The sequence below is a fragment of the Paraburkholderia tropica genome (genome assembly GCF_014171495.1).
GTDB lineage: Bacteria > Pseudomonadota > Gammaproteobacteria > Burkholderiales > Burkholderiaceae > Paraburkholderia > Paraburkholderia tropica.
Window position 1 is genome coordinate 3,225,256 of the sequence record NZ_CP049134.1, and the last position, 25,600, is coordinate 3,250,855.

Genomic DNA, 25,600 nt, shown 5'->3' on the forward strand with positions numbered 1-25,600 from the left:
TTCGGTGGAGGTTGTTGTCTGCGCGCCGTGTCGGTGTTTCGCGCACGGCGGCTGGAATGCCGGCATTTAGCGTAATCGCGCGAGGCCGCGCCGATCCAATGATTAATCCTCAACAGCGATATAAGGCGAGTTAATATCAGTGGATGGACCTGACCTTGTTGCGGGCATTCGTGACGGTCGCGCGCGAGGGCAACCTCACGCGCGCGGCCACGCATCTGCATCTCACGCAGCCCGCGGTGAGCTTGCAGATCAAGCATCTGCAGGAGACGCTCGGCGTCACGCTGTTCACGCGCACCTCGCACGGCCTCGCGCTCACGCGCGACGGTCAGGCGCTGCTGCCGCACGCGGAACGCGCGCTCAACGCGGCCGGCGACGTGCAGCGCGCCGCTGCTGCATTGCGGCATGAAGTGCGCGGGCGCTTGCGCATCGGCACCATTCTCGATCCCGCGTTCCTGCGTCTGGGCGGCTTTCTGCGGCAACTCGTGGAAACCTGGCCGCAGATCGAAACGGCGCTGCGGCATGGCATGTCGGGCTGGGTGCTCGATCAGGTGCGCGCGCGCGAACTCGACGTGGGCTATTACATCGGCCAGCCCACGCCGCAATCCACGTCGCAAGCCGGCGCCGATTCCGACACCTTCCACACGCTCACGCTGACGCATTTTCAGTATCGCGTGCTCGCGCCGGCGGGCTGGAAAGAGCGCGTGAAGGATGCGCGCGACTGGCGCGCGCTCGCCGCGTTGCCGTGGATCTGGACGCCGCCCGCATCGGCGCATAACCGGCTGCTCTCGGGCCTGTTCGAAGCCGCGCAGGCAAAGCCGGTCAAGGTCGCGGAAGTGGATCAGGAGCCGTCGATGCTCGATCTCGTGAAGTCGGGCGTGGGTCTCACGCTCGCGCGCGACGCGACCGCCATCGCCGAAGCGCACGCGCACGGGCTGACCATCGTCGAAGGCGTGACGGTGCCGACCGAACTCACCTTCATCACGCTCGCGGCGCGCCGCGACGAGCCGGTCATCGCGGCGGCGCTCAAGTCGATCGAAACGCAGTGGGGTGTGTAAGCGTGCACGACGCACGCCGCAATGCGATATGAGCCGCGCTCATGACGAGCGAGGTTTCACACAGCCGGTTCATCCGACGAATCGATCGAAGACGCATCGACGCACGCCGACTTGAGCGGATGTAACAGCGCGGTCACGCAAGTTTTGCTAGATTCGACCTTCGCCCCGCGTTTTTGCACTCGACGCGAGGCGTTCGAGCCTCGCCCATCGTTCCCTCGTTCCACAGGAGCTTGCATGGCCCGCAACATCGAAATCAAAGCCCGCGCCCGTCAGTTCGACGCCCTGCGCGAGCGCGCCGCCCAGCTCGCCACCGATGCGCCGCTGATCTTTCGCCAGCAGGACTTCTTCTACGACGTGCCGCGCGGCCGCCTGAAGCTGCGCCAGTTCGACGACGGCACGCCGCCCGAGCTGATCTTCTACCAGCGCGACGACCGCGACGGCCCCAAGGCCTCGTACTACACGCGCAGCCCCGTGACGAACGCCGAAGCCATGCACTCGCTGCTGGCCACGGCGCTGACCACGCGCGGCATCGTGTCGAAGGAGCGCCACGTCTATCTCGCGGGGCGCACGCGCATTCATCTGGACCGCGTGGACGGTCTCGGCGACTTCGTCGAGCTGGAAGTGGTGCTCGCGCCCGACGACGACGAGCAAGGCGGCGAAGCCGAAGCGCACGCCGTGTTCAAGCAACTGGGCGTGGACGAGAGCGACCTCGTGGCCGTGGCCTACGTCGATCTGCTCAATACGCCTGCGCAGGCGGCCTGACGCGCGTCGATGCACGCCGCGCGCGGACGCCCATCAAGGCGCCGCCGCACCCGGCTCCAGATGCCCGAGCGGCAACGGGCCATTGCGCTTGAACGTCGTGAGCACGATGTTCGAGCGCACGCTGTCCACACCGGGCACGCGCATCAGCTTCTTCATCACGAACGACGACAGCGCGTTCAGATCCGGCGCCACGATCCGCAGCAGATAATCGGCGTCGCCCACCACCGCGTGACATTCGAGCACTTCCGGCAGCACGTCGATCTGCTGCTGGAACTGCTCGATGATCGAATCGCCGTGGTGCTTGAGCTTCAGGCTCGTGAACGCCGTCACGCCCAGCCCGAGCTTCTCGGGCCGCAGCACGACCCGATAGCCGTCGATCACGCCCGACGCCTCCAGCCGCTGCAGACGCCGGCCGATCTGCGACGGCGACAACGGCACCTGCTCGCCCAGTTGCTGATGCGTGGCGCGGCCGAAGCGCTGCAAGACGTCGAGTAGCGCGAGATCGAAGTGATCGAGTTCCAGCATGAATGAATCCTGCATTGATTGACTGATTGATGCAGAATTATTGCATATCAAAGCGAAACAACACTGATTTTGCGCGCATGCCGCGTGTGCTTCGCTTTACACTGGTGCGTCAGCAAGCGCATTGAAAGGAGCATCACGCAGATGGCCGCCGCCGCAACCGCGAAACTGCAGGAGCAGTTCGACGCGGGCCTGGAAACCCGCCCCGATTTCACCATCGACCAGCCGCTCGAACGCTACGGCTCGGTCGATCACGCGGTGTGGGACCAGCTTTATCGGCGGCAAATGGCGCTGCTCGAGGGCCGCGCCGCCGACGCCTTCATCGAGGGCGCGCGGCGTATCGGCCTGAACGTGGCACACGTGCCGTCGTTCGCGGCCGTCAGCGAGCGCCTGATGGCGACCACGGGCTGGCGCATCGTCGCCGTGCCGGGTCTGGTGCCGGATCGCATTTTCTTCGAACATCTCGCGAACCGACGCTTTCCGGTGACGTGGTGGATGCGCCGCCCCGATCAGCTCGACTATCTGCAGGAACCGGACTGCTTTCACGATCTGTTCGGCCACGTGCCGCTGCTCACCGACCCGGTTTTCGCCGATGCGATCGAGGCCTACGGACGCGCCGCGCTCGCCGTCGACGAACGCGCGCTGCCGCTGCTCGCGCGCCTCTACTGGTACACGGTCGAATTCGGCCTGATGCGCGACGCGAGCGCGCCGCACGGCGTGAAGATCTACGGCGCGGGCATCGTCTCCAGCAAGGGCGAATCGCTCTACAGCGTGGAAAGCGTGGCGCCCAACCGGCTCGGCTTCGATCTCGACCGGGTGCTGCGCACGCGCTATCGCATCGACACGTTCCAGAAGACCTACTTCGTGATCGATTCGTTCGCGCAGTTGTTCGACGCGCTGGGCGCCGGCATTGCGGCGCGTCTGGCCGACCCGGCCGCGCTGATCGCTACCGTTCCTCACGCGGCCGGCGACGTGCTGCACAGCGACACGATCTACACGCGCGGCACACGCGAAGGCTGGCTCGACGACGGCGACGTCTGAGTGTGCGGCGCCGCATGACGCGCGGCGCGCACCGCCCCACGCTTTCTTGTCCCGGCATCCGCGCGCGCTCGCACGCTGCCGGGCTCGCTCGCACGCGCCGCGCATCCGTGGAAAAATGGATTGGCGCATTTCCGCACAACACAGCTCAAACAGGTGCCACGATGATCAACCGACTCACATCCGAAGAGCGCGCCACGCAACTCGCCGGACTGCATGGCTGGCAGGCCGTCGCGGGCCGCGACGCCATCCAGCGCCAATTTCGTTTCGCCGACTTCAACGAGGCTTTCGGCTTCATGACGCGCGTCGCGATCAAGGCGCAGGAGATGGATCACCATCCCGAATGGTTCAACGTCTATAACCGCGTGGAAATCACGCTCTCGACGCACGAGGCCGACGGCCTCACCGAACGCGACATTGCGCTCGCGCGCTTCATCGATTCGATCGCGCCGGGGCCGCTGTCGGCGTGAAGCCCGCGCGTTCGGCGCGCGCCGCTTAAGCGCGTTCGCCACCTTCGCAACGTTCGCTGCGCGCAGCGTGTGTAATCGTCCAGGGAAAGTCCCGGATACGAATCAGGTAAACGCATTGTGCGTATCGCGCGTTAGTAAGAGGTGAGCACGACGCGCACCAGGCAAAACCACTGCAATGAAAGCATAATGCAGGGTATCAGGCGTCCAAACCTTCAGCTTTGAAGGCCATTCTTGAGGGACACGTAAGACTCCCAGGTAGCACGCGCGATGGGGTCCAAACGTTCCGGTGAGAAGACGTTCTGACGCTGTACAATCAGCAGCGCATACGGCCTGGAGAGCGCGCTTGCCTCCTTGCACAACGCGAGTTCGTCGCCGCTCGAAGGCGAACGGTTGCGCCAGAAGTTGATTGCGGCTTCGAGTTCGGTGATCGAAATATCGGACATGGAGTCGTGACCGTGCAATCGTCGCACGCGGTGCCGCTCAATCGCTGTGCTTTTGAACCAAGCGGCGCTTTGCGAACTGCGTGCCTGAACGCTAAACCCATTGTACTTGAGCGAAATCCATGCGACTCCTTCTGATCGAAGACGACCGCCCCATCGCACGCGGCATCCAGTCCAGCCTCGAACAAGCCGGCTTCACGGTCGACATGGTCCACGACGGCATCTTCGCCGAACAGGCACTCACGCAGAATCGCCATGAGCTCGTGATCCTCGATCTGGGCTTGCCCGGCATCGACGGCATGACGCTGCTCTCGCGCTTCCGTCAAAGCAACCGTCACACGCCGGTGATCGTCCTCACCGCGCGCGACGAGCTGAACGACCGCGTGCAAGGCCTCAATTCGGGCGCCGACGACTACATGCTCAAGCCGTTCGAGCCCGCCGAACTCGAAGCGCGCATTCGCGCCGTGATGCGTCGCAGCGGCCCGCACGGCGACGTGCCGCGTCCTGAAGTGTCGCTCGGCGGCGTGCGCCTCTCGGGCGTCGACCGCCGCATCTTCAACGACGACAAGCCGCTCGAACTCTCGCCGCGCGAATTCGCCGTGCTCGAAATGCTGCTGCTGCGTCATGGCCGCGTCGTGAGCAAGGCGCAACTGCAGGATCACCTCACGCACTTCGGCGGCGATCTCGGCGATACCGCGATCGAAGTCTACGTGCACCGCGTGCGCAAGAAGCTCGAAAACTGCCGTGTCGAAATCGTCACGGTGCGCGGTTTCGGCTATCTGCTGCAGGAAATCCGCCAGGCCGCCTGAGGCCAGCCCCCGAAAAACGCGGCGCCGCACATCCTTGCGCACCGCGTTTTTTTACGGCCGGAATCGGCAGGTCTCCTGATTGTTTCGGTCTGCGCACCGGCCGGCGCCGCGCCTTGTGAACCTGGTGCGCCGCGACTCGCGCACGTCCCGTCAGTGCCCGCCGCATGCCCGGTAATTGGGCGCGCCGGCCCGACTCTGCCGCTTGCCGCCGCACCCGCGTAAAATGGTCCGGGTCTGCCCGGCGCGCCCCACGCGCCGCGCCTGTGAGACCCCTTTCGCCCGAACCGATCATGTCCCTTCCGGCCGCAACGAGCCTGCGGCGTACGCTGCTGCGGCGCCTCGCCGCCCCACTTTCGCTGCTCGCGTTGATGAGCGGCCTGATCGCCTATTGGCTCGCGTGGCAGTACACGCAGCACGTGGTCGACCGCTCGCTCGCCGACCTGGCCACTGCGATCTCCAAACAGATCCAGATCGCCGGTCCCGAAGCGCCCGTCACGGTGCCGCCGCTCGCGCAGGCCATGTTCTCCGATCCGGTCGAGCATCTCGTCTACCGCATCAGCAACGGCGAAACCGAAATCGCCGGCGACCACGATCTGCCGCTGCAAGGCACCAACGTGCGCCGCATGCACTACGCGTACGTGTTCGAGACCATTTATCACGGCGTGAGCGTGCGCGTCGCGCAGGTGCGCGTGCCGCAGCCCACCGGCAACCCCATCGTGGTCGAAGTCGGCCAGCCCGTGCATCATCGCTTCCGCATCGCCGCCGAGTTCCTCGTCGCGATCATGATGCCGCTGCTGCTTCTGCTGCTCGCGGGCTGGGTGATCGTGTGGCGCGTGGTGAACCAGCAGCTCAATCCGCTGACCGATCTCGCCGATTCGCTCAACCGCCAGACGCACACCTCGCTCGAACCCGTCGACGAGACCTTCGTGCCCGTCGAGATCCGTCCGCTCACGGGCGCGCTGAACGCCCTGCTCGGCCGCCTGAAAACCGCGCTCGAAGGTCAGCGCAAATTCATCGCCGACGCCGCGCATCAGTTGCGCACGCCGCTGACCGCCGTGAAGCTGCACGCCGAACAGGCCGTCAACGCACGCGAGCCGCAAAAGGTCAGCGACGCCGTGCGCGAGCTGCGCGCCGCCGCCGACCGCGCGGTGCGGCTCTCGAATCAGCTGCTCTCGCTCGCGCGCGCGGAGCCGGGCGAACAGGCGGCGCGTTTCGTCGATATCGACATGGCTGCGCTCGCGTTCGAAACGGGCGCCGAGTGGGTGCCGCGCGCGCTCGCGAGCCACGTCGACCTGGGCTTCCAGCGTCTCGACGATCCGGAGAACGACACGCCGCTGATGGTGCGCGGCAATCCCGTGCTGCTGCACGAAGTGATCGCCAATCTGCTCGACAACGCGCTCAAGTATCTGCCGCCCGCGCGCCCCGACGGCGGCCGCATCACGGTCACCGTTTCGCAGACGCTCGCCGAGGGTTTGCCGATGGCGGAAATCATCGTCGAGGACAATGGCCGCGGCGTGCCGCACGCGCAGCAAGCCGATCTGTTCAAGCGCTTCTTCCGCGGCGACGGTCAGAGCGAGAGCGGCGTCGATAGCGGCGCGGGCCTCGGCCTCGCGATCGTGCACGACATCATGGCGCTGCATCGCGGCAGCGTGCATTACGAAGATGCGCCCGAAGGCGGCGCGCGGTTCATCGTGCGCGTGCCGCTCGTGAATCGCCGCATCGTGAGTGGCGACCCCGCGCAGCGCCTGAATGCGCCGCAGCCGTCCGCACTCGCCGACGACCGCGCCGCGAACGACATCGCGAACGAGACCACGCCGACGCCCGCGAACAAACCCGCGCACGACGCGCCGGTCGATCTGTAGACGGCGGCGCAAGCGGAGCACCGCGCACATCGCGCATCGAAAATAACAAGGGCCGCATAAGCGGCCCTTGTTCATTGCGTCGTGTCGCGAAGATGCGTTGCGCGCGGCTACGCTGAATTCACGCTCACTTCTTTTTCTTGCCCTTCGACTTCTTGCCGCCCTTCTCTTCTTCGGGCGGCGCGAGCATCGTGCCGCGACATTTGCGCGCGCCGCAGCGGCATTCGTATTCGCGCTTGAGCTTCTTGGTCTGCTTCGCGTCGATCACGAGACCATAGTCGTAGAACAGCTCTTCGCCGCCGTCGATTTCGCGCAGCGCGTGAATGTACACGTGCCCGTCGATTTCCTCGGCTTCGCAGTTCGGCGCGCACGAATGATTGATCCAGCGCGCGCTGTTGCCGTTCACCTTGCCGTCGATCACGTCGCCGTCATCGAGCGCGAAATAGAAGGTGTGATTCGGCTCGTCGGGATTGTGCGGATGACGGCGCAGCGCCTCTTTCCACGAAATGCGCTCGCCCTTGTATTCGATCAGACGTTCGCCAGCCGCGATCGGACCAACCGCAAATACGCCCTTGCCGTGTACGCCCGACTGGCGCACGACGATCCTGCGTACACTCATTGATAAATCCTTGTGAAGTACTGGGGAGACGTTTCCCGCTCGCGGCATTCGCTGCCCGGCGCGTGCGTCCTGCGTTGAAGCGCGCGTGCGATTCAAGGCAATCGACATGCAACGCCAGGCAAAGCAATGTGCGCTTCAACGTGAATGCGGCGCCTTGTCGGCGCCGCGCTCGTGAACACGCTGCGTGGATCTCGAACCTCGATCCGGGTCGCCTGGCGCGTCACATCTGGAATCGTACACGTTCGCGGCGCCTTCGTTCAACCCGTACGCCGCATAGAGACTCAACGTTGACCGAGCGTCGTCTCGCCGAACAGGTGTTTCTGGTCGCGCGGCTGCGAGCGCCAGTACTGCGGCGGCGCGCTCACCGTTGCGCCGAGTTGCGCGGCGGCGTGCCACGGCCAGCGCGGATCGTAAAGCATCGCGCGCGCCATCGCGATCATGTCGGCTTCGCCATCTTCGACGATCTGGTTCGCCTGCAACGGATCGGTGATGAGACCCACGGCAATCGTATTCATGCCGGTCTCCTGCTTCACCTTGCGCGCAAACGGCACCTGATAACCGGGCTCGAGCGGGATCTTCTGCAACGGCGACACGCCGCCCGTCGACACGTCGATCCAGTCGCAGCCGCGCGCCTTGAGCGCCTGTGCGAACACGACCGTTTCTTCCGGCGTCCAGCCGCCTTCGACCCAATCGGTCGCCGACACGCGCACGCCCACCGGACGATCCTCCGGAAACACCGCGCGCACCGCGTCGAAGACTTCAAGCGGAAAGCGCATGCGGTTTTCGAGCGAGCCGCCGTATTCGTCGTTGCGCTGATTCGCGATCGGCGAGAGGAATTGATGCAGCAAATAGCCGTGCGCCGCGTGCACTTCGAGCGCGTCGATACCCAGTCGCGCGGCACGGCGCGCCGTCGCCACGAAGGCTTCCTTTACGCGCAGCAGGCCCGCGACGTCGAGCGCGAGCGGCGGCGTTTCATCGGCCTTGTGCGGCAGCGCCGAGGGCGCATGCGGCAACCATCCGCCATCGGCGACCGAAATCAGCTGGCCGCCTTCCCAGGGCACATGACTCGACGCCTTGCGGCCCGCGTGCGAGATCTGCATGGCGATGCGAATCGGCGAATGACGACGGATGGCGGCGATCACCGGTTCGAGTGCGGCTTCGGTGGCATCGTCCCAGAGTCCGAGATCGCCGGGCGTGATGCGCCCGACCGGTTCGACGGCGGTGGCTTCGATGCACAGCATGCCCGCGCCCGAGAGCGCGAGATGGCCAAGATGAATCATGTGCCAGTCGGTGGCTTCGCCGCGCTCGGCGGAGTACTGACACATCGGCGACACGACGATGCGGTTCGCGAGCGTCATGCCACGCAGCGCGAACGGTGTAAAGAGCTTGCTCATGGGGATGGCGCGCAGGAGGATGAGGAGCGATCGAGAATAGCACGCGTGTTTTTTCGGCGCTGGCTACTGCAAAACGCTTGCGCGGGGCGAACCGCTTGTCCTGCCGAAACGGATGCGCGAGCAAAAAGCGGGCGCGGCAAGCCACCGGACGCGGCGGCGCGTCAGTCAGCCCGTGCGAATCCCGCGGCCGTGACGGCCTGGATGGCGTGAATCAAGTCTTGCGGATCAGGGCTGCTTCGCGGCGGCCAGTTTGTCGACGGCGTCGAGCCACTCGTGCAGCATGCGGCTCGCTTGCGTTTCGAGCGTCGGCGCGTGCTGCGCCGTTTGCGCGCGCAGCGCATTGACGTCGACGCCCGCCGAAGCGATCTCGGCGGCATGACCGATCAACCAGGGCTCGAAGCGGTCGGCGCGCACTTCGGGGTGACATTGCAAACCCAGCACGTGATCGCCCCACGCGAACGCCTGGTTCTCGCACAGCGGCGTGGAGGCGAGACGCGTAGCGCCTTGCGGCAGGTCGAACGTGTCGCCGTGCCAGTGCAGCATCGAGGTCGCCGCGCCGTCCAGATGACGCAGCGGCGAAGCGCGGCCGGCGTCGGTCAGCGTGAGCGGCGTCCAGCCGATTTCCTGCTGACCCGAAGCGTAGACGCGCGCGCCGAGCACGCGCGCAATCAGTTGCGCGCCGAGGCAGATGCCGAGCGTCGGCAAACCGGCGGCAATGCGCCTTTCGATCAGCGCGGCAAGAGGAGCGAGGGTGGGATAGCGTGCGTCGTCGCACGCGTTGATCGGGCCGCCGAGTATCACCATCAGCGACGGCGAAACGGGATTGAGCGCGGCCACGCGGGCGAAGCCGACATCGACGTAACGCACGGGACGCCCGCGGTCGCCGAACACGCGCTCGAAGCTGCCGAGGTCTTCGAAATAGACGTGACGTACGGCCAAAACCTCGCGATTCATCGACAAATCCCTGGGTCAGCTACACAATCCGGTGCGCGGCGCGCGGCGTCTCCGCAGCGCGAACGCCGGGACACGCCAGCACCACACGCATGAACGCACAAGCGTACACACGCGGCGTGACAAGGTGAAGGGGGACAGGCAGAAAAACGCGAGGCCGAAGGCCCGGCGCCGATCGCGGACGCGCCGTGCGGCCGCCGCAATCGAGGCGGCCGGTACGGTCGAGCCCGCACCCGCCACGGGCCGCCCTCGCTCGGGCGGCCATCCGGCATCAAGCCGCGAAGATCTTCCAGTTTTTCTTCTGGGTCGTCGCGTCCGCCTGTTCGTACACCGAGCAATCGAGACGCAGATCCGTGTCCGACATGTCGATGTTCAGTGCCGTGCAGTGATGCGGCGTCTTCTTCGGGTTCTTGCTCGGCTCGAAGTGCGAGCACGAGAGGCACATGCGGTGCTGCGGCATGGTGTCCTGGGCTTCGAGCACATAGACCGTCTTCAGCAGCGTGCGGTAGAGCGCCGACTGCTCTTCGGCCTTGAGGCCGCCGACTGCCTTCGAGAGGAAATCAGGCCATTGCGCGGCCTTCTTCGCAGCCGTACGGCCACGCGAGGTCAAGCGCACTGCGAGTGCACGGCCGTCGTCGAGCGCACGGCGCTTTTCGACGAGACCCTTGGTTTCGAGCGTGCTCACCGCATCGCTGGTGGTCGCTGCGGTCAGCGCCGTTTCACGGGCGATCTCGCCGAGGCGCATCGGCCCTTTACGCTGCATCAGCAGCACGAGAATTTCGCCCTGGGTCGGCGTGAGTCCTGCCCCTTCGGCCCAGTCCCACGCCTGGCTCCGCATAGCCGTGCTAAGTCGCAGCAGGCTATGGGTCACCCGCCCGGCTGCCTGCTCTCCGTATACGCCTTCGCTCATAGTCTTTCGCTGGTTATAGGCAGCTTGCGCTGCATCGTCAGCCGTCGATCATGCCGACGGCCTTGTGGGAACTTTGCGTTCGATCCCGAGGAATCGAGCACACCATCTCAAAAATTTCCTGCTTCGCATGCGCTGGAATCAGACCAAGCCACATCGCACACAGTCATTCGTTCTCACCAATCGCTCTCCCAGGCATCCTTCGTATCCCCGGTCCAGCGCGGCAAACCGACATTCTATGCGAGAGTGGCGAATCGCACAGCTAACTTATCCAACGCGAATTGTGGATAACCCGTTGGTAACTGCGCCAATACTATGTGGGTGAATTCTTGATAACGCGCAATACCTCTGAATTCAAGGCTTGGTTCACCTGAATTTAGCGGCTGCGCGCCAGCGGAATTCGTCGCTCCCGGTCAGGTTTTCCCCGACTTTTCCCCGACTTTTCCCCGACTTTTCCTTTCCGCAGGCCGTTGAGTTTTCAGGCATTTTTCACGTTACCCACAGGCCGCACCCTCACACGTCAACTACTATCGGCCATTCAGCGGCAAAGATCAAAAAAAGTAAGAACCCCCTGGTATCTTGCAACGAGCAAAAAAATTTTTTACGGCGTCTAACGCCATGCCGATTGAGCGTTCCGAACGGTAGAAGCCGCCGCCTGCGCATTCGCCCTATATCGGCGCAATCACGCCATGTCTGACCAGAAAGCAAAAAGGGCAGCCCGTGGGCTGCCCTTTTTTTACGCTGAACACGCGGCTTACACGTCTCGCGCGAGTGCGGCGTCGCTTACGCTCGCCAGCGCAGACACTGCTGCCGCACCGCTTCGTGCAGGGACTTCTCTTCGGCGACCACACCGCGCAGCCAGGTCGCGTCGTTGGTCTGCGCCCGCGCGATGGTGCCGATTTCGGTCAGCGCGCGCATCGAGCCCAGTGCCTCGCCGTGCGGCGCGATGGTCTCCAGCGTCGCGAGGATGTCCTCGGAGATGGTGCGGCGCTCGCCCGTCTGCGGATCGACGCAGGTGCCGCCCAGACCGAAACGGCATGCCTGGAAACGGTTGAACGTGTAGACGAGGTAATCGTCCTCGAGCGGCTGGATCGGCCGGTCGGTCAGCAGATGGCGCGCGAGCGTCTGGATGTAGCAGGCAATCGCGGCCGCGCGCTCGACCGACAGCGGCGTGTCCATCACGCGCACCTCGATCGTGCCGAAACCGGGCTTCGGGCGGATGTCCCAGTAGAAGTCTTTCATGCTGTTGACGACGCCCGTGTGCACCATCTTCGAGAAGTACTCCTTGAACTCCTCCCAGCTCAGCACGAACGGCGCGCGGCCCGACAGCGGAAACGCGAACACGGAATTCAGGCGTGCCGAGTGAAATCCGGTATCGACGCCCTGCACGTACGGCGACGAAGCCGACAGCGCAATGAAATGCGGGATATAGCGCGACAGCGAATGCAGCAGGAACAGCGCGCTGTCCGCGTCCGGGCAGCCGATGTGCACGTGCTGGCCGAACACCGTGAACTGCTTCGCCAGATATCCGTAGAGCTCCGAAAGGTATTGAAAGCGCGGCGTATCGACGATGCGGCGATCGCTCCATTGCTGGAACGCGTGCGTGCCGCCGCCGCACAGGCCGACGTTCAGCCGGTCGGCGGCCGTGACGAGCACGTCGCGGATGCGGCGCAGATCGGCGACCGCCTGCTCGTGCGACGTGCAGATGCCGGTCGACAGCTCGATCATGCTTTCGGTGATTTCGGGCGTGATATTGCCCGGAATCTCCTGATCCTTGATGAGGCGCATGAGATCGCTGCCCGCCTTGGTCAGATCGTAATCGTGCGTGTTGACGATCTGCATTTCGAGTTCGATGCCGAAAGTGAACGGCTTCGAATCGACAAAAGTTTCCAGTGACATGACGTCCCCTCTTTCGGCCACGCCGCGCTGCGCGTCTCGACTGGCGAGGCGCGCGCGGCGGGCGGTGTTACGGTGCGGCGGCGAGCCGGCGCTCCGGATCGTTCAGACGTTTGAAATCCGGCGCGCGCGGCGGCCACGCCGCTCGAATCATTCTTCGCCGCGTTCGCCGACGAGCGCGAGCGCGCGATAGACGAGCCACGGCCCGACCAGTTGCAGCACGACGATTGCGCACATCATGATCGCGCGCAGACGCGGATCGAACGACGGATACAGATCGTAGGTGTCCTCGACCAGCAACAGCGCGAGCGCCGACATCGGCGTCAGCGCCACGCCGAGCGCCACCCCCTGCTTCCATTCGAGTCCGCTCGGCCGCGCAAAGATCAGCACACCGATCATTTTGCCGACGAAGCGCGCGACGATCAGCCCGGCCGCGGCCGCGCCGCCCACGAGAATGTCGTGCCACTCGAAGGTGGTCATCGTCAGCACGAACAGAATCACGGTGAGCAGCCATCCGGCCGTGCCGAAATGCTGCGGCCACAATTGCGGCCGCACTTCGAGATTCTTCACGATGATGCCGGCGGCCAGCAGGCTCAGGATCGTCGAGAGCTTGAGCAGATGCGCGACCGCGATCGCGAGCAGCACGAGGCCGAACAGCGCGACGAACGAATGCTCGTCCTGCGGACTCAGGCGTCGATAGAACAACGTGCAGGCGCGCGCGAGCACATACGCGACCACGATCGAGCCGATCAGCAGATACAGCGGCTGGATGATCGTGGCGAACACGTTGCCGTAGATCTCCTGATGCAGCCAGCTCGACGCGAGCTTTTCGACCACCACGGCGTACATGCTGTTGAGCGCAGTGAGCGTGAGCAGACGCTGCGTGACCTGGCCTTCGGCGCGCAGTTCGGTTTTCAGCTGGATCACCATTGCGGGCGACGTCGCCATGGCGATCGACGCCACCACGATCGCCACCATCGCCGGCACCGAAAGAAACAGCAGCACGACGAGCACGAGCACGAACGTGAGCGAGGCTTCGGCGAGACTCGACAGAATGATCCAGGGATTGCGGCGGATCCAGCGCAGGTCGAGACGGCTGCCGAGTTCGAACAGCAGCAGACCGAGCGCGACATCGAGCAGCGGCCGCGCGGCCATGGCCGTATCGACGTCGATGACGCCAAAACCCGCCGCGCCCGCGATCAGGCCAATGATCGCGTAGCCCGAAATGCGCGGGAGCCGCCAGGCGCGATAGCAGAGTTCGCCGAACAGCCCGGCAGCGAGCAGCGCGAGGCCTGCCCAGAAAATGCCGTCTGGCTGCAAGGGCCAGTCGGGAAAGAACGAAAACGCCGACTTCATCGTGGAGGCTTCTCCTTTGGCAGAAGACAAACCGGCTGTCCGACGTCGAGATGCATCAACGCATCCGCTCGATGCTGCACAGGGCGCGACTGCGACTGGCGCGTGCGGCCAGGCAGACAGGCAAGCCGCGTGCCGCACCTCGCATGGCCCGGCGGCAGCCATGCGCGACGCATTGCGGGCGAGCGCCGCGCCCACGCCATCATGCCCGGCGGCACCGACTCCTGCACGGGGCGCGCAGGCGCGCAACCAGACGAGGCAGCGGCCAGGGACAACGAACGGCGACGGGAAACTCAGCACCGGTGCCGCTTGCGCGGCGAACAGCCGGTACGGGCGCATTCGTGTGGAAGTCAGCGCCCGCGTTGGATGGACCGGACGCTGCGGGCCTGCCTGAACTCAGATTCAGGCGGGGCGGCATCCGTTCCGTGGAAAGCGTCGGCCGTCTTGCGCGGCGTGTAACGCGGAAATGAACGGCGATTGTGCCATAGCTTTTTTGCAATTGTCCCCGCCTGGCGGCAAAGGATCACGAAGGCGGTAATTGCGTCCGTAATCGCCGAGCTTTCACGACGATAAGGAAAAAATGACCGTCGCGGCCGGAACGGCCCAGACGGCGCGTAAGCGCCGCAGGCGTCCGGCTCGTCCGATGGCGATGGAGCTAGCCTCGGGTTTACGGTTTACCGTATGTATACGTAGTAGAAGTTAACAAAGGGGGCATTTTCCTGTGGATAACCCCTGTATACCTATGTGAATCATTGGCTTGGCGTCCGCACAACCGGATGCACAGCTTGTGCGGTGACGACCGGCAACAAAGAACAACTTTTTGGGGTCGCGAAAAAGTCGCCGAGTTACCCCGTTTACGTCCACATCGTGTCCCTGCGGAACTTACCCACAATCCGCGCGCTTATCCACAGGCTGGCGTGAATAACTGTATTGGTCGCCTAAGCAGTGAGCACGCGCGCTGTGTTGGCGTCGATCAGAGCGCGCGCTGACGCAAGGCGCGCTGAAGAAAGCGTGCCGGATCGAGGTGCTCGGCCAGTTCGCGCTCGATCGGCCAGGGTTCGCCTTCGATCTGCGACGCGATCAGTTCCGCACCGAGCGCCGCCCAGACGAGTCCGCGCGAACCGAACGCGAAGGCGCCGTAAAGCCCAGGCGTGCGCGGCAGATCGAGCGGCCAGGCGCCCGAGAGACGTTGGGCGTCGTGGCGGGCGGCGTATTCGTCGCCGAGCTGGCCGATCATCGGCAGGCGGTCGCTGGTCACGCAGCGCAGCGCGACGCGGCCGCGCCAGGCTCGATCATCCGATGCCGACGTGCCGGGTTTCGTGGCCTCGGCGGCGCGCAAGGCGTCGAGCGCGGGCAGCATCTGCGCGACGCGCTCGATGTTTTCCGTGTGGCCGTCCGCGCGCAGCGCCGTATCGGTATCGTCGACTTCGTAGGTGGCGCCGATGAGCGTCACGTCGTCGGGCAGCGGCACGGCATAACCGTCGCCGATCACGGGCACGCGCAGGGACGCGAGCGGGCTGGCGTCGAGCAGCGTGAGCTGGCCGCGCACTGGGCGCGTCGGTGCGAAGTCGAGCGCGGTGGCGCGCGAGGCGTCGTGCGCATTGGCGAACACGACGACGCCTGCCTGCGTAACGAGCGCATCGGCATCGTCGTAGATGCGCCAGAGACCCGCGTCGTTATCCCGCTCGATGCGCCCGACGGACACGCCATAACGCACGTCGATCTGCGCGCCCGGCAGCGCGCGCGCGGCGGCGATCTGCGCGCGGCACAGCGAAGCCGGATCGATTGCGCCGCCCAGCGGATAAAACCAGCCGCCCTGCGCGAGCGGCGTGCCGGCGATCGCTTCGGCTTCGGCTTGCGAAACGCCGCGCACGAATTGATCGGGATAACCAAACGATTCGAGCGCCGCGGCCACGGCTTGCGCTTCGTCGTCGGTGGCCAGATGCAGCAAGCCGGTGTGCGAGCGCGTCGGCGCATGACCCGCGGCGTCGAGCGCGGCCCAGCGTTGCAGCGCGTAGAAAAAGCCCGCGCGCGTGATGCGCGAGGCGCTGCTGTCGTCGCGCGAAATGAGCGGATGGAACACGCCGGCGGGATTGCCCGACGCCTCGCGCGCAGGTTCGGCATGCCGCTCGATCAGCGTGACGCGCCAGCCGCGCGCGGCGAGCCGTTCGACGAGCGCGCTGCCCGCGAGGCCCGCGCCGATCACCACCGCATGACGTTCGCCGACCGTGACGGGCAGCGGCGGTTCGTGTCGACGCACGCGCCAGCGCGGCGCGAAGCGGCCCGTCAGCATCGTCCATTTGCCCGCGAATCCCGCTTCCCGGCGGTATTCGAAACCGCTTTGCTCCAGCGCGCGTTTGACGTCGCCCGCGCTGCTCCAGGTGGCGATCGTGCAGTCTTCGCCCGCCACGCGCGCGAGCGCCTTGAAGATGGGCAGCGACCACAGTTCGGGATTTTTCGCGGGCGCGAAACCGTCGAGATAGATCGCGTCGGCGCGTAACCACAGTTTGGGCAGCGTTTCGAGCGCATCGCCGAACGCGAGCGTGAGCGTCACGCGGCCGCCTTCGAATTCGAGCCGATGCGTGCCGGGCATGAGCATCGGCCAGGCGTCGGTGAGTTGCCGGGCGAGCGCCGCGAGGTCCGCGCGTGCCGTGCGCTCCATCACGACGGCCAGTGCGGCGCGCAGATCGTCGCGCGAAAACGGGTGCATCTCCGTCGAAACGAAATGCAGGCGCTCGCAACGTGTGGGATCGGCGCGCCAGGCGGCCCAGGTCGCGAGGAAGTTCACGCCGAGTCCGAAGCCCGTTTCCAGTACGGTGAACACGCGCTGGCTTTGCCAGCGTTCGGGCAGCCGGTTGCCGCGTAAAAACACGTATTCGGATTGTTCGAGCGCGCCTTGCGGGCTGTGATAGACGTCGTCGAAACGCGGCGAGAACGGCGTGCCGTCGTCGCGAAAGGCGAGCGTGGCGGGAATCAGGGTGGCGGTCATGACTTACGCGAAGGCTGGCTGCGAGGGCAATCGTAACGATCGGGAGGTGTCGGCCGGGCGGCGTGGCGTATGAAGGCGCGCGACGTTGCTTGTGTCGTTGCTTTTGAAGCGGGGCAAACGCCCGCCCACGCTGGGTTTGCGGGCAAAAACCGTTGGCTCGGCGCAACGCGGTGTGCAGCAAAAACGCGTTCGCGCGGGGTGTTCGCCGTGCTGCGCGCATCAAAAGCGCACGGCGATGCGAAAAAACCCGGGCTTACCCCTCGAAATCTACGAAACCCTTGTCGTTATTGGGTTTGCGCTGCGCTATCATAGCAAGCGCCGCCCAGGGAAGCGGCAGCACGGACGTCGCGGGTCGAGCCATACGCTTGCCACCGCACGCAAATCCCCGGGGTGCTCCGGGTCCGTCGCTGCTCGACGGCGCGGCACGCGACCGTATAATCGGCGCGTTCGCGCTGTTCGTGTCAACCTAAACACAGAAAGGAACTTCTCAATGAATAAACAGGAACTGATCGACGCCGTCGCAGCACAGACGGGCGCTAGCAAGGCACAAACCGGCGAAACGCTGGACACGCTCCTCGAAGTGGTCAAGAAGGCTGTGTCGAAAGGCGACGCAGTTCAACTGATCGGCTTCGGCAGCTTCGGCTCGGGCAAGCGCGCTGCGCGCACCGGTCGTAACCCGAAGACGGGCGAAACCATCAAGATTCCGGCTGCCAAGACCGTCAAGTTCACGGCTGGCAAGGCGTTCAAGGACGCCGTCAACAAGCGCTAAGGCATTACCGCTTTAAGTTGACACCCGCCCCTGGCGGGTTTTTTTTCGCCTGAAAAAGACAACGGCGCCGCGTCGAATGGATATCGACGCGGCGCCGTTTTTTCGTCATCGACGCGGTGAATCGAGCGCTTTTACAGCGCGCTCAATGGCGATGAACGATCTCGTCTTCGTGGTCGTGATCGTGTTCGTCGTCGTCGAAATCCCATTCCGGGAACGGGTCGTCGAAGGCTTGCCAGGCGTTCGGGCCGCCCGCGTATTCCTCGTCGGTCAGCAGGCAGGCGTCGAGCTTCGTCTGCCACGTGGCGTGGTCGAGATTCACGCCGATCAGCACCAGTTCCTGGCGACGGTCGCCGATGGTCGCGTCGTTGGCGTCGCCGTACCAGTCGGCGGCGATTTCCGCTTCGAGGCCGGCGTCTTCCGGCCATTCGTCGCGCGGCAGCGCTGCCCACCACGTGCCCGCCGGGCCGTGTCGGCACACGCCGCCCGCCTGCGAAAGCGAGCCGGTGATGTCATTGCGCGTGGCGAGCCAGAAGAAGCCCTTCGAGCGCAGCACGCCCGGCCATTCCTGATTCAGCAGCGCCCACAGCCGCGCCGGATGAAACGGCCGGCGGGCGCGATACACGAAGCTGCCGATGCCGTAAGCGCCGCTCTGCTCGTGGTGCGCGTGCTGGCAGTCGGGGTCGCCGCATGCGCCGTGATCGTGGTCGTGGTCGTGAGCATGATCGTGGTCGTGCGCGTGGCGATGCTCGCGCAACGACGCCTGCCAGCCCGGCGCGCTCGCCGCGTCGTCGAAATCGAAGCGCCCCGTGTTCAGCACGATGTCGAGCGGCACGTCGCCGAAGCGGCTCACCACCTGCACGGCGCGCGGATTGATCTCCTTGAGAATCTGCTGCAGATGCGCGAGATCTTCGGCGCTCACGAGATCGGCCTTGTTCAGCACCAGCACGTCGCAGAACTCCACCTGCTCGATCAGCAGTTCGACGATCGTGCGGTCGTCGCCCTCGCCCACCGTCAGGCCGCGCTCGGCGAGCGGGTCGGCGCTCGCGTAGTCGCGCAGGAAATTGAAGGCGTCGACGACCGTGACGAGCGTGTCGAGGCGCGCGAAATCGGCCAGCGCGTGGCCTTCTTCGTCGGCGAACGCGAAGCTTTCCGCGACCGGCTGCGGTTCGGCCACGCCCGTCGATTCGATCAGGATGGCGTCGAAGCGCTGGCCCGCGCGCGCCGGATCGGCGAGACGGCGGACTTCGGTGAGCAGGTCGTCGCGCAGCGTGCAGCAGATGCAGCCGTTCGACAGCTCGACGAGCCGTTCCTCGACGTGTGCGAGCGCGGAAGCGTCGCGCACCAGTGCGGCGTCGATGTTGACGGCGGCCAGATCGTTGACGATCACGGCTACGCGCAGTCCGGCGCGGTTGGCGAGGACGTGGTTGAGCAGCGTGGTTTTGCCCGCGCCCAGAAACCCGGAGAGCACGGTGACGGGCAGTGGCGGCTGGTTCATCGCAGTGAGCAGTAAGAGAAGACGGGAAGAAGCGGGCCGCGCGCGGCGGCGCGGCGCAAGGCTCAATTGTGCACCATGCGCGCGAGGGGCGCTGCAGGCGTGGGCGCGGAGTTGAATACGGCAACGGAAGCGATGACGGGGCCGGATGAGCCGCTCAGTCCACGCCCGAACGGCGTTCCGTTACTGCATCAGCTTCCACTTGCGCAGGATGGCGGCGATCTGCTGCGCATACTGGTCGCGCAGCGTGGGCGTTTCCGAGTGGTACGCGCCCACGGCGGCCCAGGTATTGCCGTACTTGTTCATCTTCTGGCGCAGATGCCAGGCCGCGATGTAGACGTTCTTGCACGGCTCCATCAGCGTGCTCTGCGAAATGCCGTATTGCGCGAGCGCCGGCAGATGGATCGAGTTGATCTGCATGACGCCGTAATCGACCGATCCGTTCGCATTCCTGTGCAGTGCTTCGGGTGTGTTGTGCGATTCCTGCCACGCGATCGCGCGCAGGATCAGCGGATTCACCTTCTGGTAGCGCGCCGCCTCGTCGAAACAATCGGCGCGCGCGCCCGTGCTGGCGCAGGCCAGCGCGAGCGCAAGAGCGGAGATCGTAGCGGACGCAACCTTTTTCAATCTGATGCTGAGCGAGGGCCGGAGACGGCATGCTAGCCGAAGTTTCCTCGGTGGCGAGGAAAAAATCGCAGGCGAATCTGGGGAAAACCCGTGTCTTTGGCTCATTTTCGAGCTTGCGGACCGCCCGTATCATACCGGCAGTCGATGACGCGTCAAGCCAGCCGGACGGGCTATGCGTCCCGGCTCAACACGATTTGTCGACCGTGCGATTGCCCGATCCTTACAAAATCCTTCAAATCGCTGCTTCTTTAGAAGAAATCCCCGGACCGCCTTTCTTTGTGACAAATTCGACACGAAAAGCTGCTACTGTTTCTCCTTTTGGTGTGCATCGGTTGCCGGGGGGAGGAGCGTCGGCAGTTCGAGGCGGGTCGATCGAAGGGGTCTGCGGCTTTCGCGTATACGGCAAACGCCACGCGCGGGCCGGTCGCGGGCCGACCGTACGGGCACGATGCACACGTTGAGCACGATAAGCACGACTAGCCGGCGGCGTCCGCTGCCGGCTTCGATATGACATCCATGAGAAGAAATCGTATGGCTTTGCGTCGCCTCGCCACGGCGCTGCTCGTGAGCGGGCTCATTTCGGCGCAGCTCGCGCATGCCCAGGTCACGCTCAACTTCGTCAATGCCGACATCGACCAGGTCGCCAAGGCGATCGGGGCGGCCACGGGCAAAACGATCATCGTCGATCCCCGCGTGAAGGGGCAGCTCAATCTCGTGTCCGAGAACGCCGTTCCCGAGGATCAGGCGCTCAAGACGCTGCAATCGGCGCTGCGCATGCAGGGCTTCGCGCTCGTGCAGGATCATGGCGTGCTGAAGGTCGTGCCCGAAGCCGACGCCAAGCTGCAAGGCGTGCCCACCTTCGTGGGCAACACGCCCGGCGCGCGCGGCGACCAGGTCATCACGCAGGTTTTCCAGCTCCGCAACGAGTCGGCGAACAACCTGCTGCCGGTGCTGCGTCCGCTCATTTCGCCGAACAACACCATCGCGGCCTATCCGGGCAACAACGCGCTCGTCGTGACCGATTACGCGGACAACGTGCGCCGCATCGCTGCGATCATCGCCGGTGTGGACACCGCCGCCGGTCAGCAGGTGCAGGTGGTGCCGCTGCGCAACGCCAACGCCATCGACATCGCGCCCACGCTGCAAAAGATGCTCGATCCGGGCGCGATCGGCGGTTCCGATCCCACGCTCAAGGTCACGGTGCTCGCCGACGCGCGCACCAATTCGATCATGCTGCGCGCCTCGAATGCGCAGCGCCTCGCCGCGGCGAAGCAGCTCGCGCAGCAACTCGACGCGCCCACGAGCATGCCGGGCAACATGCACGTCGTCTCGCTGCGCAACGCCGACGCGGTGACGCTCGCGAAGACGCTGCGCGGCATGCTGGGCAAGGGCGGCAACGATTCGTCGTCGTCGGGCAGCGGTGCGAATTCGTTCAACCAGAACGGCAACAGCGGCGGCTCGGGCAGCAATGGCAGCGGCTCGACCGGCATGTCGGGCACGCCGCCGCTGCCGAGTTCGCTGGGCGGCGGCAACAGCGCGTCGAGCAATCCGATGTCGGGCGGTTCGTCGTCGGGCAATAACAACGACTTCCTCGGCGACAACAGCAAGGACAAGGGCGACGACAATTCGGGCGGCGGCATGATCCAGGCCGACGCCGCGACCAACTCGCTCATCATCACGGCGCCGGACGCGGTGTATCGCAACCTGCGCTCCGTGATCGACCAGCTCGACGCCCGCCGCGCGCAGGTCTATATCGAAGCGCTGATCGTCGAGCTGAACTCGAACACCAACGCCAACCTGGGCATCCAGTGGCAGATCGGCAGCGGCAACGTGCTGGCCGGCACCAATCTGGCCGCCGGCAGCACCAGCAACAGCATCATCAACCTCACGGCGGACGCCGTGACGGGCGGCGGCCTCGTGAGCTCGCTGGGTGCGCTCCAGCAAGGTCTGAACGTGGGCTGGGTGCACAACCTGTTCGGCGTGCAGGGTCTGGGCGCGCTGCTGCAGGCGCTTTCCCAGACGAGCGACGCGAACGTGCTCTCCACGCCGAATCTCATCACGCTCGACAACCAGGAAGCGAAGATCGTGGTCGGCACCAACGTGCCGATCCAGACGGGTTCGTATTCGAACCTCACGAGCGGCTCGACGAGTTCGGCGTTCAATACCTACGATCGCGTCGACGTGGGTCTCACGCTGCACATCAAGCCGCAGATCACCGAAGGCGGCATCCTGAAGCTGCAGCTTTACACGGAAGATTCGGCGATCGTGAACGGCACGACCAACGCCTCGACGAATCCGGCCGGTCCGGAATTCACGAAGCGTTCGATCCAGTCGACCGTGCTGGCCGACAACGGCGAGATCATCGTGCTCGGCGGCCTGATGCAGGACAACTACCAGGTCAGCAACAGCAAGGTGCCGCTGCTCGGCGACATTCCGTGGATCGGCCAGCTGTTCCGTTCGGAAAACAAGACGCGCGCGAAGACCAATCTGATGGTGTTCCTGCGTCCGGTGATCATCAGCGATCGCAATACGGCGCAGGCGGTCACGTCGAATCGCTACGACTACATCCAGGGCGTGACGGGCGCGTACAAGTCCGACAACAACCTGATCAAGGATAACGACGATCCGGTCGTGCCGCCGATGCCGGTGGGCCCGGCCGAAGGCGGTTCGGCGCTCAATCTGTTCGATCTCGACAAGATGCGTCGCGAACAGGCAGTGCGCACGATCCAGGGCGCGCAGCCCACGAGCGCCACGCAGATGCAGCCCGCCGTGCCGGTCCAGACGATCCCGGTTCAAACGGTGCCGGTGCAGACCGCGCCGGTGCAGCAGCAGCAACAGCCGCTCACCAGCCCGCAGCAGGTGCAGCCTTGAGCATGCCGGATACGCCTCAACCGGCTTCGGCGACCACGGCCGCGCGCGAGGCGCCCTCGCCGCTCGCCGCGCGTCTCGTGCCGTACAGCTTTGCCAGGAGCGGGCAACTGCTCGTTGCGCAGCAACGCGCGGACGGCCTCGAAGTGTGGATCAGCGAGCGCACGTCGGGCGCGGCGATCGCCGAAGTCGCGCGTAACTTCGGCGCGTTTTCGCTGGTCCGCTTGCCGGCCGACGAACTCGCGCTGGCGATCAATCAGGCGTATGCGCGCCAGGACGGCAGCGCCGCGCAGGTTGTGGGCGAAGTCGAAGGCGAAGTCGATCTTTCGCGTCTCATGCAGGACATTCCCGAAGTGGAAGACCTGCTCGAATCCGAAGACGACGCGCCGATCATCCGCATGATCAACGCGCTGCTCACCCAGGCGGCGCGCGAGCAGGCGTCCGATATTCACATCGAGCCGTTCGAAAATGCCTCGGTGGTGCGCTTTCGCGTCGACGGCACGCTGCGCGACGTCGTGCGTCCGAAAAAGGCCCTGCACGGTGCGCTGATCTCGCGTATCAAGATCATGGCGCAGCTCGACATCGCCGAAAAACGTCTGCCGCAGGACGGCCGCATCACGCTGCGCGTGGGCGGGCGTCCGGTCGACGTGCGCGTGTCGACCTTGCCCACCGGTCACGGCGAACGCGCCGTGCTGCGTCTGCTCGAAAAAGACGCGCAGCGCCTGAATCTCGAAGCGCTCGGCATGGCCGCGGACACGCTCGGCAAGTTCGACCAGTTGATCGCGAAACCGCACGGCATCGTGCTGGTCACGGGGCCGACAGGCTCCGGTAAAACGACCACGCTTTATGCGTCGATGTCGCGGCTCGAAACGGCCACGACCAACATCATGACGGTGGAAGACCCGATCGAGTACGACCTCTCGGGCATCGGTCAGACGCAGGTGAACGAGCGTATCGGCATGACGTTCGCGCGCGCGTTGCGCTCGATTCTGCGTCAGGATCCGGACATCATCATGATCGGTGAAATCCGCGATCTGGAGACCGCGCAAATTGCCGTGCAGGCTTCGCTCACGGGCCACCTCGTGCTCGCGACGCTGCACACCAACGACGCGGCATCGGCCGTGACGCGTCTGACCGACATGGGCGTCGAGCCGTATCTGCTCGCTTCGTCGCTGCTCGGCGTGCTGGCGCAGCGGCTCGTGCGTCAGCTTTGCCCGCACTGCAAGGAAGAGCGCGTCGAGGACGACGGCCGCAAGCGCTGGCATCCGGTCGGCTGCGAGCGCTGCGGACAATCGGGCTATTCCGGCCGACGCGGCGTCTACGAACTGCTGCTGATCGACGAACCGATCCGCAACCTGATTCACCGCAACGCCGCCGACGCAGAGATCTTCAGCGCGGGCCGCGAACAGGGCATGCGCACGTTGCGCGAGGACGGCGAACGCTGGCTCGATGCGGGCCGCACGTCGCTCGAAGAAGTGCTGCGCGTGACCGGCGGCGCTTAAGCGGAGGCGATCAGCAACATGCCAGCATTTCGCTTTGAAGCGATCGACGCCGCGGGCAAGGCGCAAAAAGGCGTACTCGATGCCGACAGCGCCCGCAGTGCGCGTGCGCAATTGCGCGGCCAGGGACTCACGCCGCTCGTCGTCGAACCGGCGGCCACGCGTACGCGCGGCGCGCGCCAGCAGCGTCTCGCGCTCGGACGCAAGCTCTCGCAGCGCGAGCAGGCCATTCTCACGCGGCAGCTCGCGAGCCTGCTGATTGCCGGTCTGCCGCTCGGCGAAGCGCTTGCGGTGCTCACGGAACAGGCCGAACGCGATTACATCCGCGAACTGATGGCCGCGATCCGTGCCGAAGTCCTCGGCGGCCATTCGCTCGCGAACGCGCTCACGCAGCATCCGCGCGACTTTCCGGATATCTATCGCGCGCTCGTGGCGGCGGGCGAGCACACCGGCAAACTCGGCATCGTGCTCTCGCGTCTGGCCGACTACATCGAGCAGCGCAACGCGCTCAAACAGAAGATCGTGCTGGCGTTCACGTACCCGACGATCGTGACGATCATCGCGTTCGGCATCGTCACGTTTCTGTTGAGTTATGTGGTGCCGCAAGTCGTGAACGTGTTCGCGAGCACGAAGCAGCAACTGCCGTTTCTGACCATCGTGATGATGGCGCTGTCGGGTTTCGTGCGTCAGTGGTGGTGGGCGGTGCTGATCGCGGTGCTGATCGTCGCGTGGATCGTGCGCGCCACGCTCAGGCGTCCCGGTCCGCGTCTCGCCTTCGACCGCTGGATGCTGACGGCGCCGCTCGCCGGCAAGCTCGTGCGCGGCTATAACACCGTGCGCTTCGCGAGCACGCTGGGGATTCTGAGCGCGGCGGGCGTGCCGATCCTGCGCGCGTTGCAGGCGGCGGGCGAAACGCTCTCGAACAAGGCGATGCGCAACAACATCGACGAAGCCATCGTGCGCGTGCGCGAAGGCACGTCGCTGTCACGCGCGCTCGGCAATACGAAGACGTTTCCGCCGGTGCTGGTGCATCTGATCCGCTCGGGCGAAGCGACCGGCGACGTCACGACGATGCTCGACCGCGCGGCCGAAGGCGAAGCGCGCGAACTCGAACGCCGCACGATGTTCCTGACGAGTCTGCTGGAGCCGCTGCTGATTCTGGCGATGGGCGGCGTGGTGCTGGTGATCGTGCTCGCGGTGATGCTGCCGATCATCGAGTTGAATAATCTGGTGCAGTAGCGGGCGAGACGAACGCGCGCCACATAACGAAGGCGCGACGCC

21 protein-coding genes are annotated in these 25,600 nt (G+C 65.2%); 10 read left to right on the forward strand and 11 right to left on the reverse strand.

From position 1 onward, the window contains the following. Positions 1–143 precede the first annotated feature (143 nt). On the forward strand, positions 144–1,055 hold the full coding sequence (locus G5S35_RS14550; protein ID WP_074982860.1) for a LysR family transcriptional regulator: 912 nt from the start codon (positions 144–146) through the stop codon (positions 1,053–1,055). Between the two features lie 234 nt (positions 1,056–1,289). Next, the gene (locus G5S35_RS14555) at positions 1,290–1,817 is read left to right on the forward strand and encodes a class IV adenylate cyclase (protein WP_065061770.1); all 528 of its coding nucleotides are present in this window, start codon (positions 1,290–1,292) and stop codon (positions 1,815–1,817) included. A 33-nt stretch (positions 1,818–1,850) separates the two neighbouring features. Here G5S35_RS14555 and G5S35_RS14560 read toward each other — a convergent pair whose 3' ends face one another. Continuing rightward, entirely contained in the window at positions 1,851–2,342 is a 492-nt protein-coding gene (locus tag G5S35_RS14560) for an Lrp/AsnC family transcriptional regulator (protein WP_065062258.1), read from the reverse strand. A gap of 141 nt (positions 2,343–2,483) precedes the next feature. Here G5S35_RS14560 and phhA point away from each other — a divergent pair, with 141 nt between their 5' ends. Both phhA and G5S35_RS14570 read left to right on the forward strand, forming a co-directional pair. After that, a complete protein-coding gene (gene phhA, locus G5S35_RS14565; protein WP_183038426.1) occupies positions 2,484–3,380 on the forward strand; it encodes a phenylalanine 4-monooxygenase in 897 nt (298 codons plus the stop codon). Between the two features lie 161 nt (positions 3,381–3,541). Beyond that, the gene (locus G5S35_RS14570) at positions 3,542–3,847 is read left to right on the forward strand and encodes a 4a-hydroxytetrahydrobiopterin dehydratase (protein ID WP_065061772.1); all 306 of its coding nucleotides are present in this window, start codon (positions 3,542–3,544) and stop codon (positions 3,845–3,847) included. 212 nt (positions 3,848–4,059) lie between these two features. Here G5S35_RS14570 and G5S35_RS14575 read toward each other — a convergent pair whose 3' ends face one another. Further along, on the reverse strand, positions 4,060–4,290 hold the full coding sequence (locus G5S35_RS14575; RefSeq protein ID WP_183038427.1) for a DUF3717 domain-containing protein: 231 nt from the start codon (positions 4,288–4,290) through the stop codon (positions 4,060–4,062). Positions 4,291–4,409: 119 nt separating this feature from the next. Here G5S35_RS14575 and G5S35_RS14580 point away from each other — a divergent pair, with 119 nt between their 5' ends. Beyond that, on the forward strand, positions 4,410–5,096 hold the full coding sequence (locus G5S35_RS14580) for a response regulator transcription factor (protein WP_027815974.1): 687 nt from the start codon (positions 4,410–4,412) through the stop codon (positions 5,094–5,096). Positions 5,097–5,386: 290 nt separating this feature from the next. After that, positions 5,387–6,958, forward strand: a complete 1,572-nt coding sequence (locus tag G5S35_RS14585) for a sensor histidine kinase (protein WP_065061774.1) — start codon at positions 5,387–5,389, stop codon at positions 6,956–6,958. A gap of 124 nt (positions 6,959–7,082) precedes the next feature. Here the strand turns inward: G5S35_RS14585 and G5S35_RS14590 are convergent, their stop codons facing one another. The 7 genes from G5S35_RS14590 to mnmC form a co-directional block, all read right to left on the reverse strand. Then, complete coding sequence (locus tag G5S35_RS14590) at positions 7,083–7,574, reverse strand: SET domain-containing protein (RefSeq protein ID WP_065061775.1); 492 nt, start codon at positions 7,572–7,574, stop codon at positions 7,083–7,085. A 281-nt stretch (positions 7,575–7,855) separates the two neighbouring features. Next, positions 7,856–8,968, reverse strand: a complete 1,113-nt coding sequence (locus tag G5S35_RS14595; protein ID WP_183038428.1) for an NADH:flavin oxidoreductase/NADH oxidase — start codon at positions 8,966–8,968, stop codon at positions 7,856–7,858. A gap of 225 nt (positions 8,969–9,193) precedes the next feature. Beyond that, on the reverse strand, positions 9,194–9,922 hold the full coding sequence (locus tag G5S35_RS14600; protein ID WP_065061777.1) for a glutamine amidotransferase: 729 nt from the start codon (positions 9,920–9,922) through the stop codon (positions 9,194–9,196). A gap of 268 nt (positions 9,923–10,190) precedes the next feature. Continuing rightward, on the reverse strand, positions 10,191–10,829 hold the full coding sequence (locus tag G5S35_RS14605; RefSeq protein WP_065061778.1) for a MarR family winged helix-turn-helix transcriptional regulator: 639 nt from the start codon (positions 10,827–10,829) through the stop codon (positions 10,191–10,193). A gap of 780 nt (positions 10,830–11,609) precedes the next feature. Then, positions 11,610–12,725, reverse strand: coding sequence for a YbdK family carboxylate-amine ligase (locus tag G5S35_RS14610; protein ID WP_065061779.1), 1,116 nt, complete (start codon positions 12,723–12,725; stop codon positions 11,610–11,612). Positions 12,726–12,872: 147 nt separating this feature from the next. After that, positions 12,873–14,078, reverse strand: coding sequence for a cation:proton antiporter (locus tag G5S35_RS14615; protein ID WP_065061780.1), 1,206 nt, complete (start codon positions 14,076–14,078; stop codon positions 12,873–12,875). 970 nt (positions 14,079–15,048) lie between these two features. After that, positions 15,049–17,064 (reverse strand): bifunctional tRNA (5-methylaminomethyl-2-thiouridine)(34)-methyltransferase MnmC2/FAD-dependent 5-carboxymethylaminomethyl-2-thiouridine(34) oxidoreductase MnmC1, encoded by a 2,016-nt coding sequence (gene mnmC / locus G5S35_RS14620; protein WP_124262014.1) that lies wholly within the window; start codon positions 17,062–17,064, stop codon positions 15,049–15,051. Between the two features lie 490 nt (positions 17,065–17,554). Here mnmC and G5S35_RS14625 point away from each other — a divergent pair, with 490 nt between their 5' ends. Further along, on the forward strand, positions 17,555–17,833 hold the full coding sequence (locus tag G5S35_RS14625) for an HU family DNA-binding protein (protein WP_027815965.1): 279 nt from the start codon (positions 17,555–17,557) through the stop codon (positions 17,831–17,833). 142 nt (positions 17,834–17,975) lie between these two features. On the opposite strand, the gene G5S35_RS14630 is transcribed toward G5S35_RS14625, so the two are convergent. Beyond that, on the reverse strand, positions 17,976–19,328 hold the full coding sequence (locus G5S35_RS14630) for a GTP-binding protein (protein WP_183038429.1): 1,353 nt from the start codon (positions 19,326–19,328) through the stop codon (positions 17,976–17,978). Positions 19,329–19,508: 180 nt separating this feature from the next. After that, positions 19,509–19,952 (reverse strand): lytic transglycosylase domain-containing protein, encoded by a 444-nt coding sequence (locus tag G5S35_RS14635; RefSeq protein ID WP_065061783.1) that lies wholly within the window; start codon positions 19,950–19,952, stop codon positions 19,509–19,511. Positions 19,953–20,483: 531 nt separating this feature from the next. Here G5S35_RS14635 and gspD point away from each other — a divergent pair. Genes gspD through gspF form a run of 3 tightly spaced genes read left to right on the forward strand, consistent with a single transcriptional unit; the run spans position 20,484 to position 25,558 of the window. Continuing rightward, positions 20,484–22,823, forward strand: coding sequence for a type II secretion system secretin GspD (gene gspD, locus G5S35_RS14640; RefSeq protein ID WP_183038431.1), 2,340 nt, complete (start codon positions 20,484–20,486; stop codon positions 22,821–22,823). Between the two features lie 2 nt (positions 22,824–22,825). Then, a complete protein-coding gene (gspE, locus tag G5S35_RS14645; RefSeq protein WP_065061785.1) occupies positions 22,826–24,322 on the forward strand; it encodes a type II secretion system ATPase GspE in 1,497 nt (498 codons plus the stop codon). An 18-nt stretch (positions 24,323–24,340) separates the two neighbouring features. Beyond that, entirely contained in the window at positions 24,341–25,558 is a 1,218-nt protein-coding gene (gene gspF, locus G5S35_RS14650; protein ID WP_065061786.1) for a type II secretion system inner membrane protein GspF, read from the forward strand. Positions 25,559–25,600 lie beyond the last annotated feature (42 nt).

What these genes read in the sequence shown, in the direction of transcription:
- gspD (WP_183038431.1), top strand. Translation starts at nt 20,484, where the DNA reads ATGGCTTTGCGTCGCCTCGCCACGGCGCTGCTCGTGAGCGGGCTCATT.
- G5S35_RS14590 (WP_065061775.1), bottom strand. Translation starts at nt 7,574, where the DNA reads ATGAGTGTACGCAGGATCGTCGTGCGCCAGTCGGGCGTACACGGCAAG.
- G5S35_RS14575 (WP_183038427.1), bottom strand. Translation starts at nt 4,290, where the DNA reads ATGTCCGATATTTCGATCACCGAACTCGAAGCCGCAATCAACTTCTGG.
- phhA (WP_183038426.1), top strand. Translation starts at nt 2,484, where the DNA reads ATGGCCGCCGCCGCAACCGCGAAACTGCAGGAGCAGTTCGACGCGGGC.
- G5S35_RS14595 (WP_183038428.1), bottom strand. Translation starts at nt 8,968, where the DNA reads ATGAGCAAGCTCTTTACACCGTTCGCGCTGCGTGGCATGACGCTCGCG.
- G5S35_RS14610 (WP_065061779.1), bottom strand. Translation starts at nt 12,725, where the DNA reads ATGTCACTGGAAACTTTTGTCGATTCGAAGCCGTTCACTTTCGGCATC.
- G5S35_RS14615 (WP_065061780.1), bottom strand. Translation starts at nt 14,078, where the DNA reads ATGAAGTCGGCGTTTTCGTTCTTTCCCGACTGGCCCTTGCAGCCAGAC.
- G5S35_RS14600 (WP_065061777.1), bottom strand. Translation starts at nt 9,922, where the DNA reads ATGAATCGCGAGGTTTTGGCCGTACGTCACGTCTATTTCGAAGACCTC.
- G5S35_RS14550 (WP_074982860.1), top strand. Translation starts at nt 144, where the DNA reads ATGGACCTGACCTTGTTGCGGGCATTCGTGACGGTCGCGCGCGAGGGC.
- G5S35_RS14560 (WP_065062258.1), bottom strand. Translation starts at nt 2,342, where the DNA reads ATGCTGGAACTCGATCACTTCGATCTCGCGCTACTCGACGTCTTGCAG.
- G5S35_RS14570 (WP_065061772.1), top strand. Translation starts at nt 3,542, where the DNA reads ATGATCAACCGACTCACATCCGAAGAGCGCGCCACGCAACTCGCCGGA.
- gspE (WP_065061785.1), top strand. Translation starts at nt 22,826, where the DNA reads ATGCCGGATACGCCTCAACCGGCTTCGGCGACCACGGCCGCGCGCGAG.
- G5S35_RS14555 (WP_065061770.1), top strand. Translation starts at nt 1,290, where the DNA reads ATGGCCCGCAACATCGAAATCAAAGCCCGCGCCCGTCAGTTCGACGCC.
- G5S35_RS14585 (WP_065061774.1), top strand. Translation starts at nt 5,387, where the DNA reads ATGTCCCTTCCGGCCGCAACGAGCCTGCGGCGTACGCTGCTGCGGCGC.
- G5S35_RS14625 (WP_027815965.1), top strand. Translation starts at nt 17,555, where the DNA reads ATGAATAAACAGGAACTGATCGACGCCGTCGCAGCACAGACGGGCGCT.
- G5S35_RS14580 (WP_027815974.1), top strand. Translation starts at nt 4,410, where the DNA reads ATGCGACTCCTTCTGATCGAAGACGACCGCCCCATCGCACGCGGCATC.
- G5S35_RS14605 (WP_065061778.1), bottom strand. Translation starts at nt 10,829, where the DNA reads ATGAGCGAAGGCGTATACGGAGAGCAGGCAGCCGGGCGGGTGACCCAT.
- mnmC (WP_124262014.1), bottom strand. Translation starts at nt 17,064, where the DNA reads ATGACCGCCACCCTGATTCCCGCCACGCTCGCCTTTCGCGACGACGGC.
- gspF (WP_065061786.1), top strand. Translation starts at nt 24,341, where the DNA reads ATGCCAGCATTTCGCTTTGAAGCGATCGACGCCGCGGGCAAGGCGCAA.
- G5S35_RS14630 (WP_183038429.1), bottom strand. Translation starts at nt 19,328, where the DNA reads ATGAACCAGCCGCCACTGCCCGTCACCGTGCTCTCCGGGTTTCTGGGC.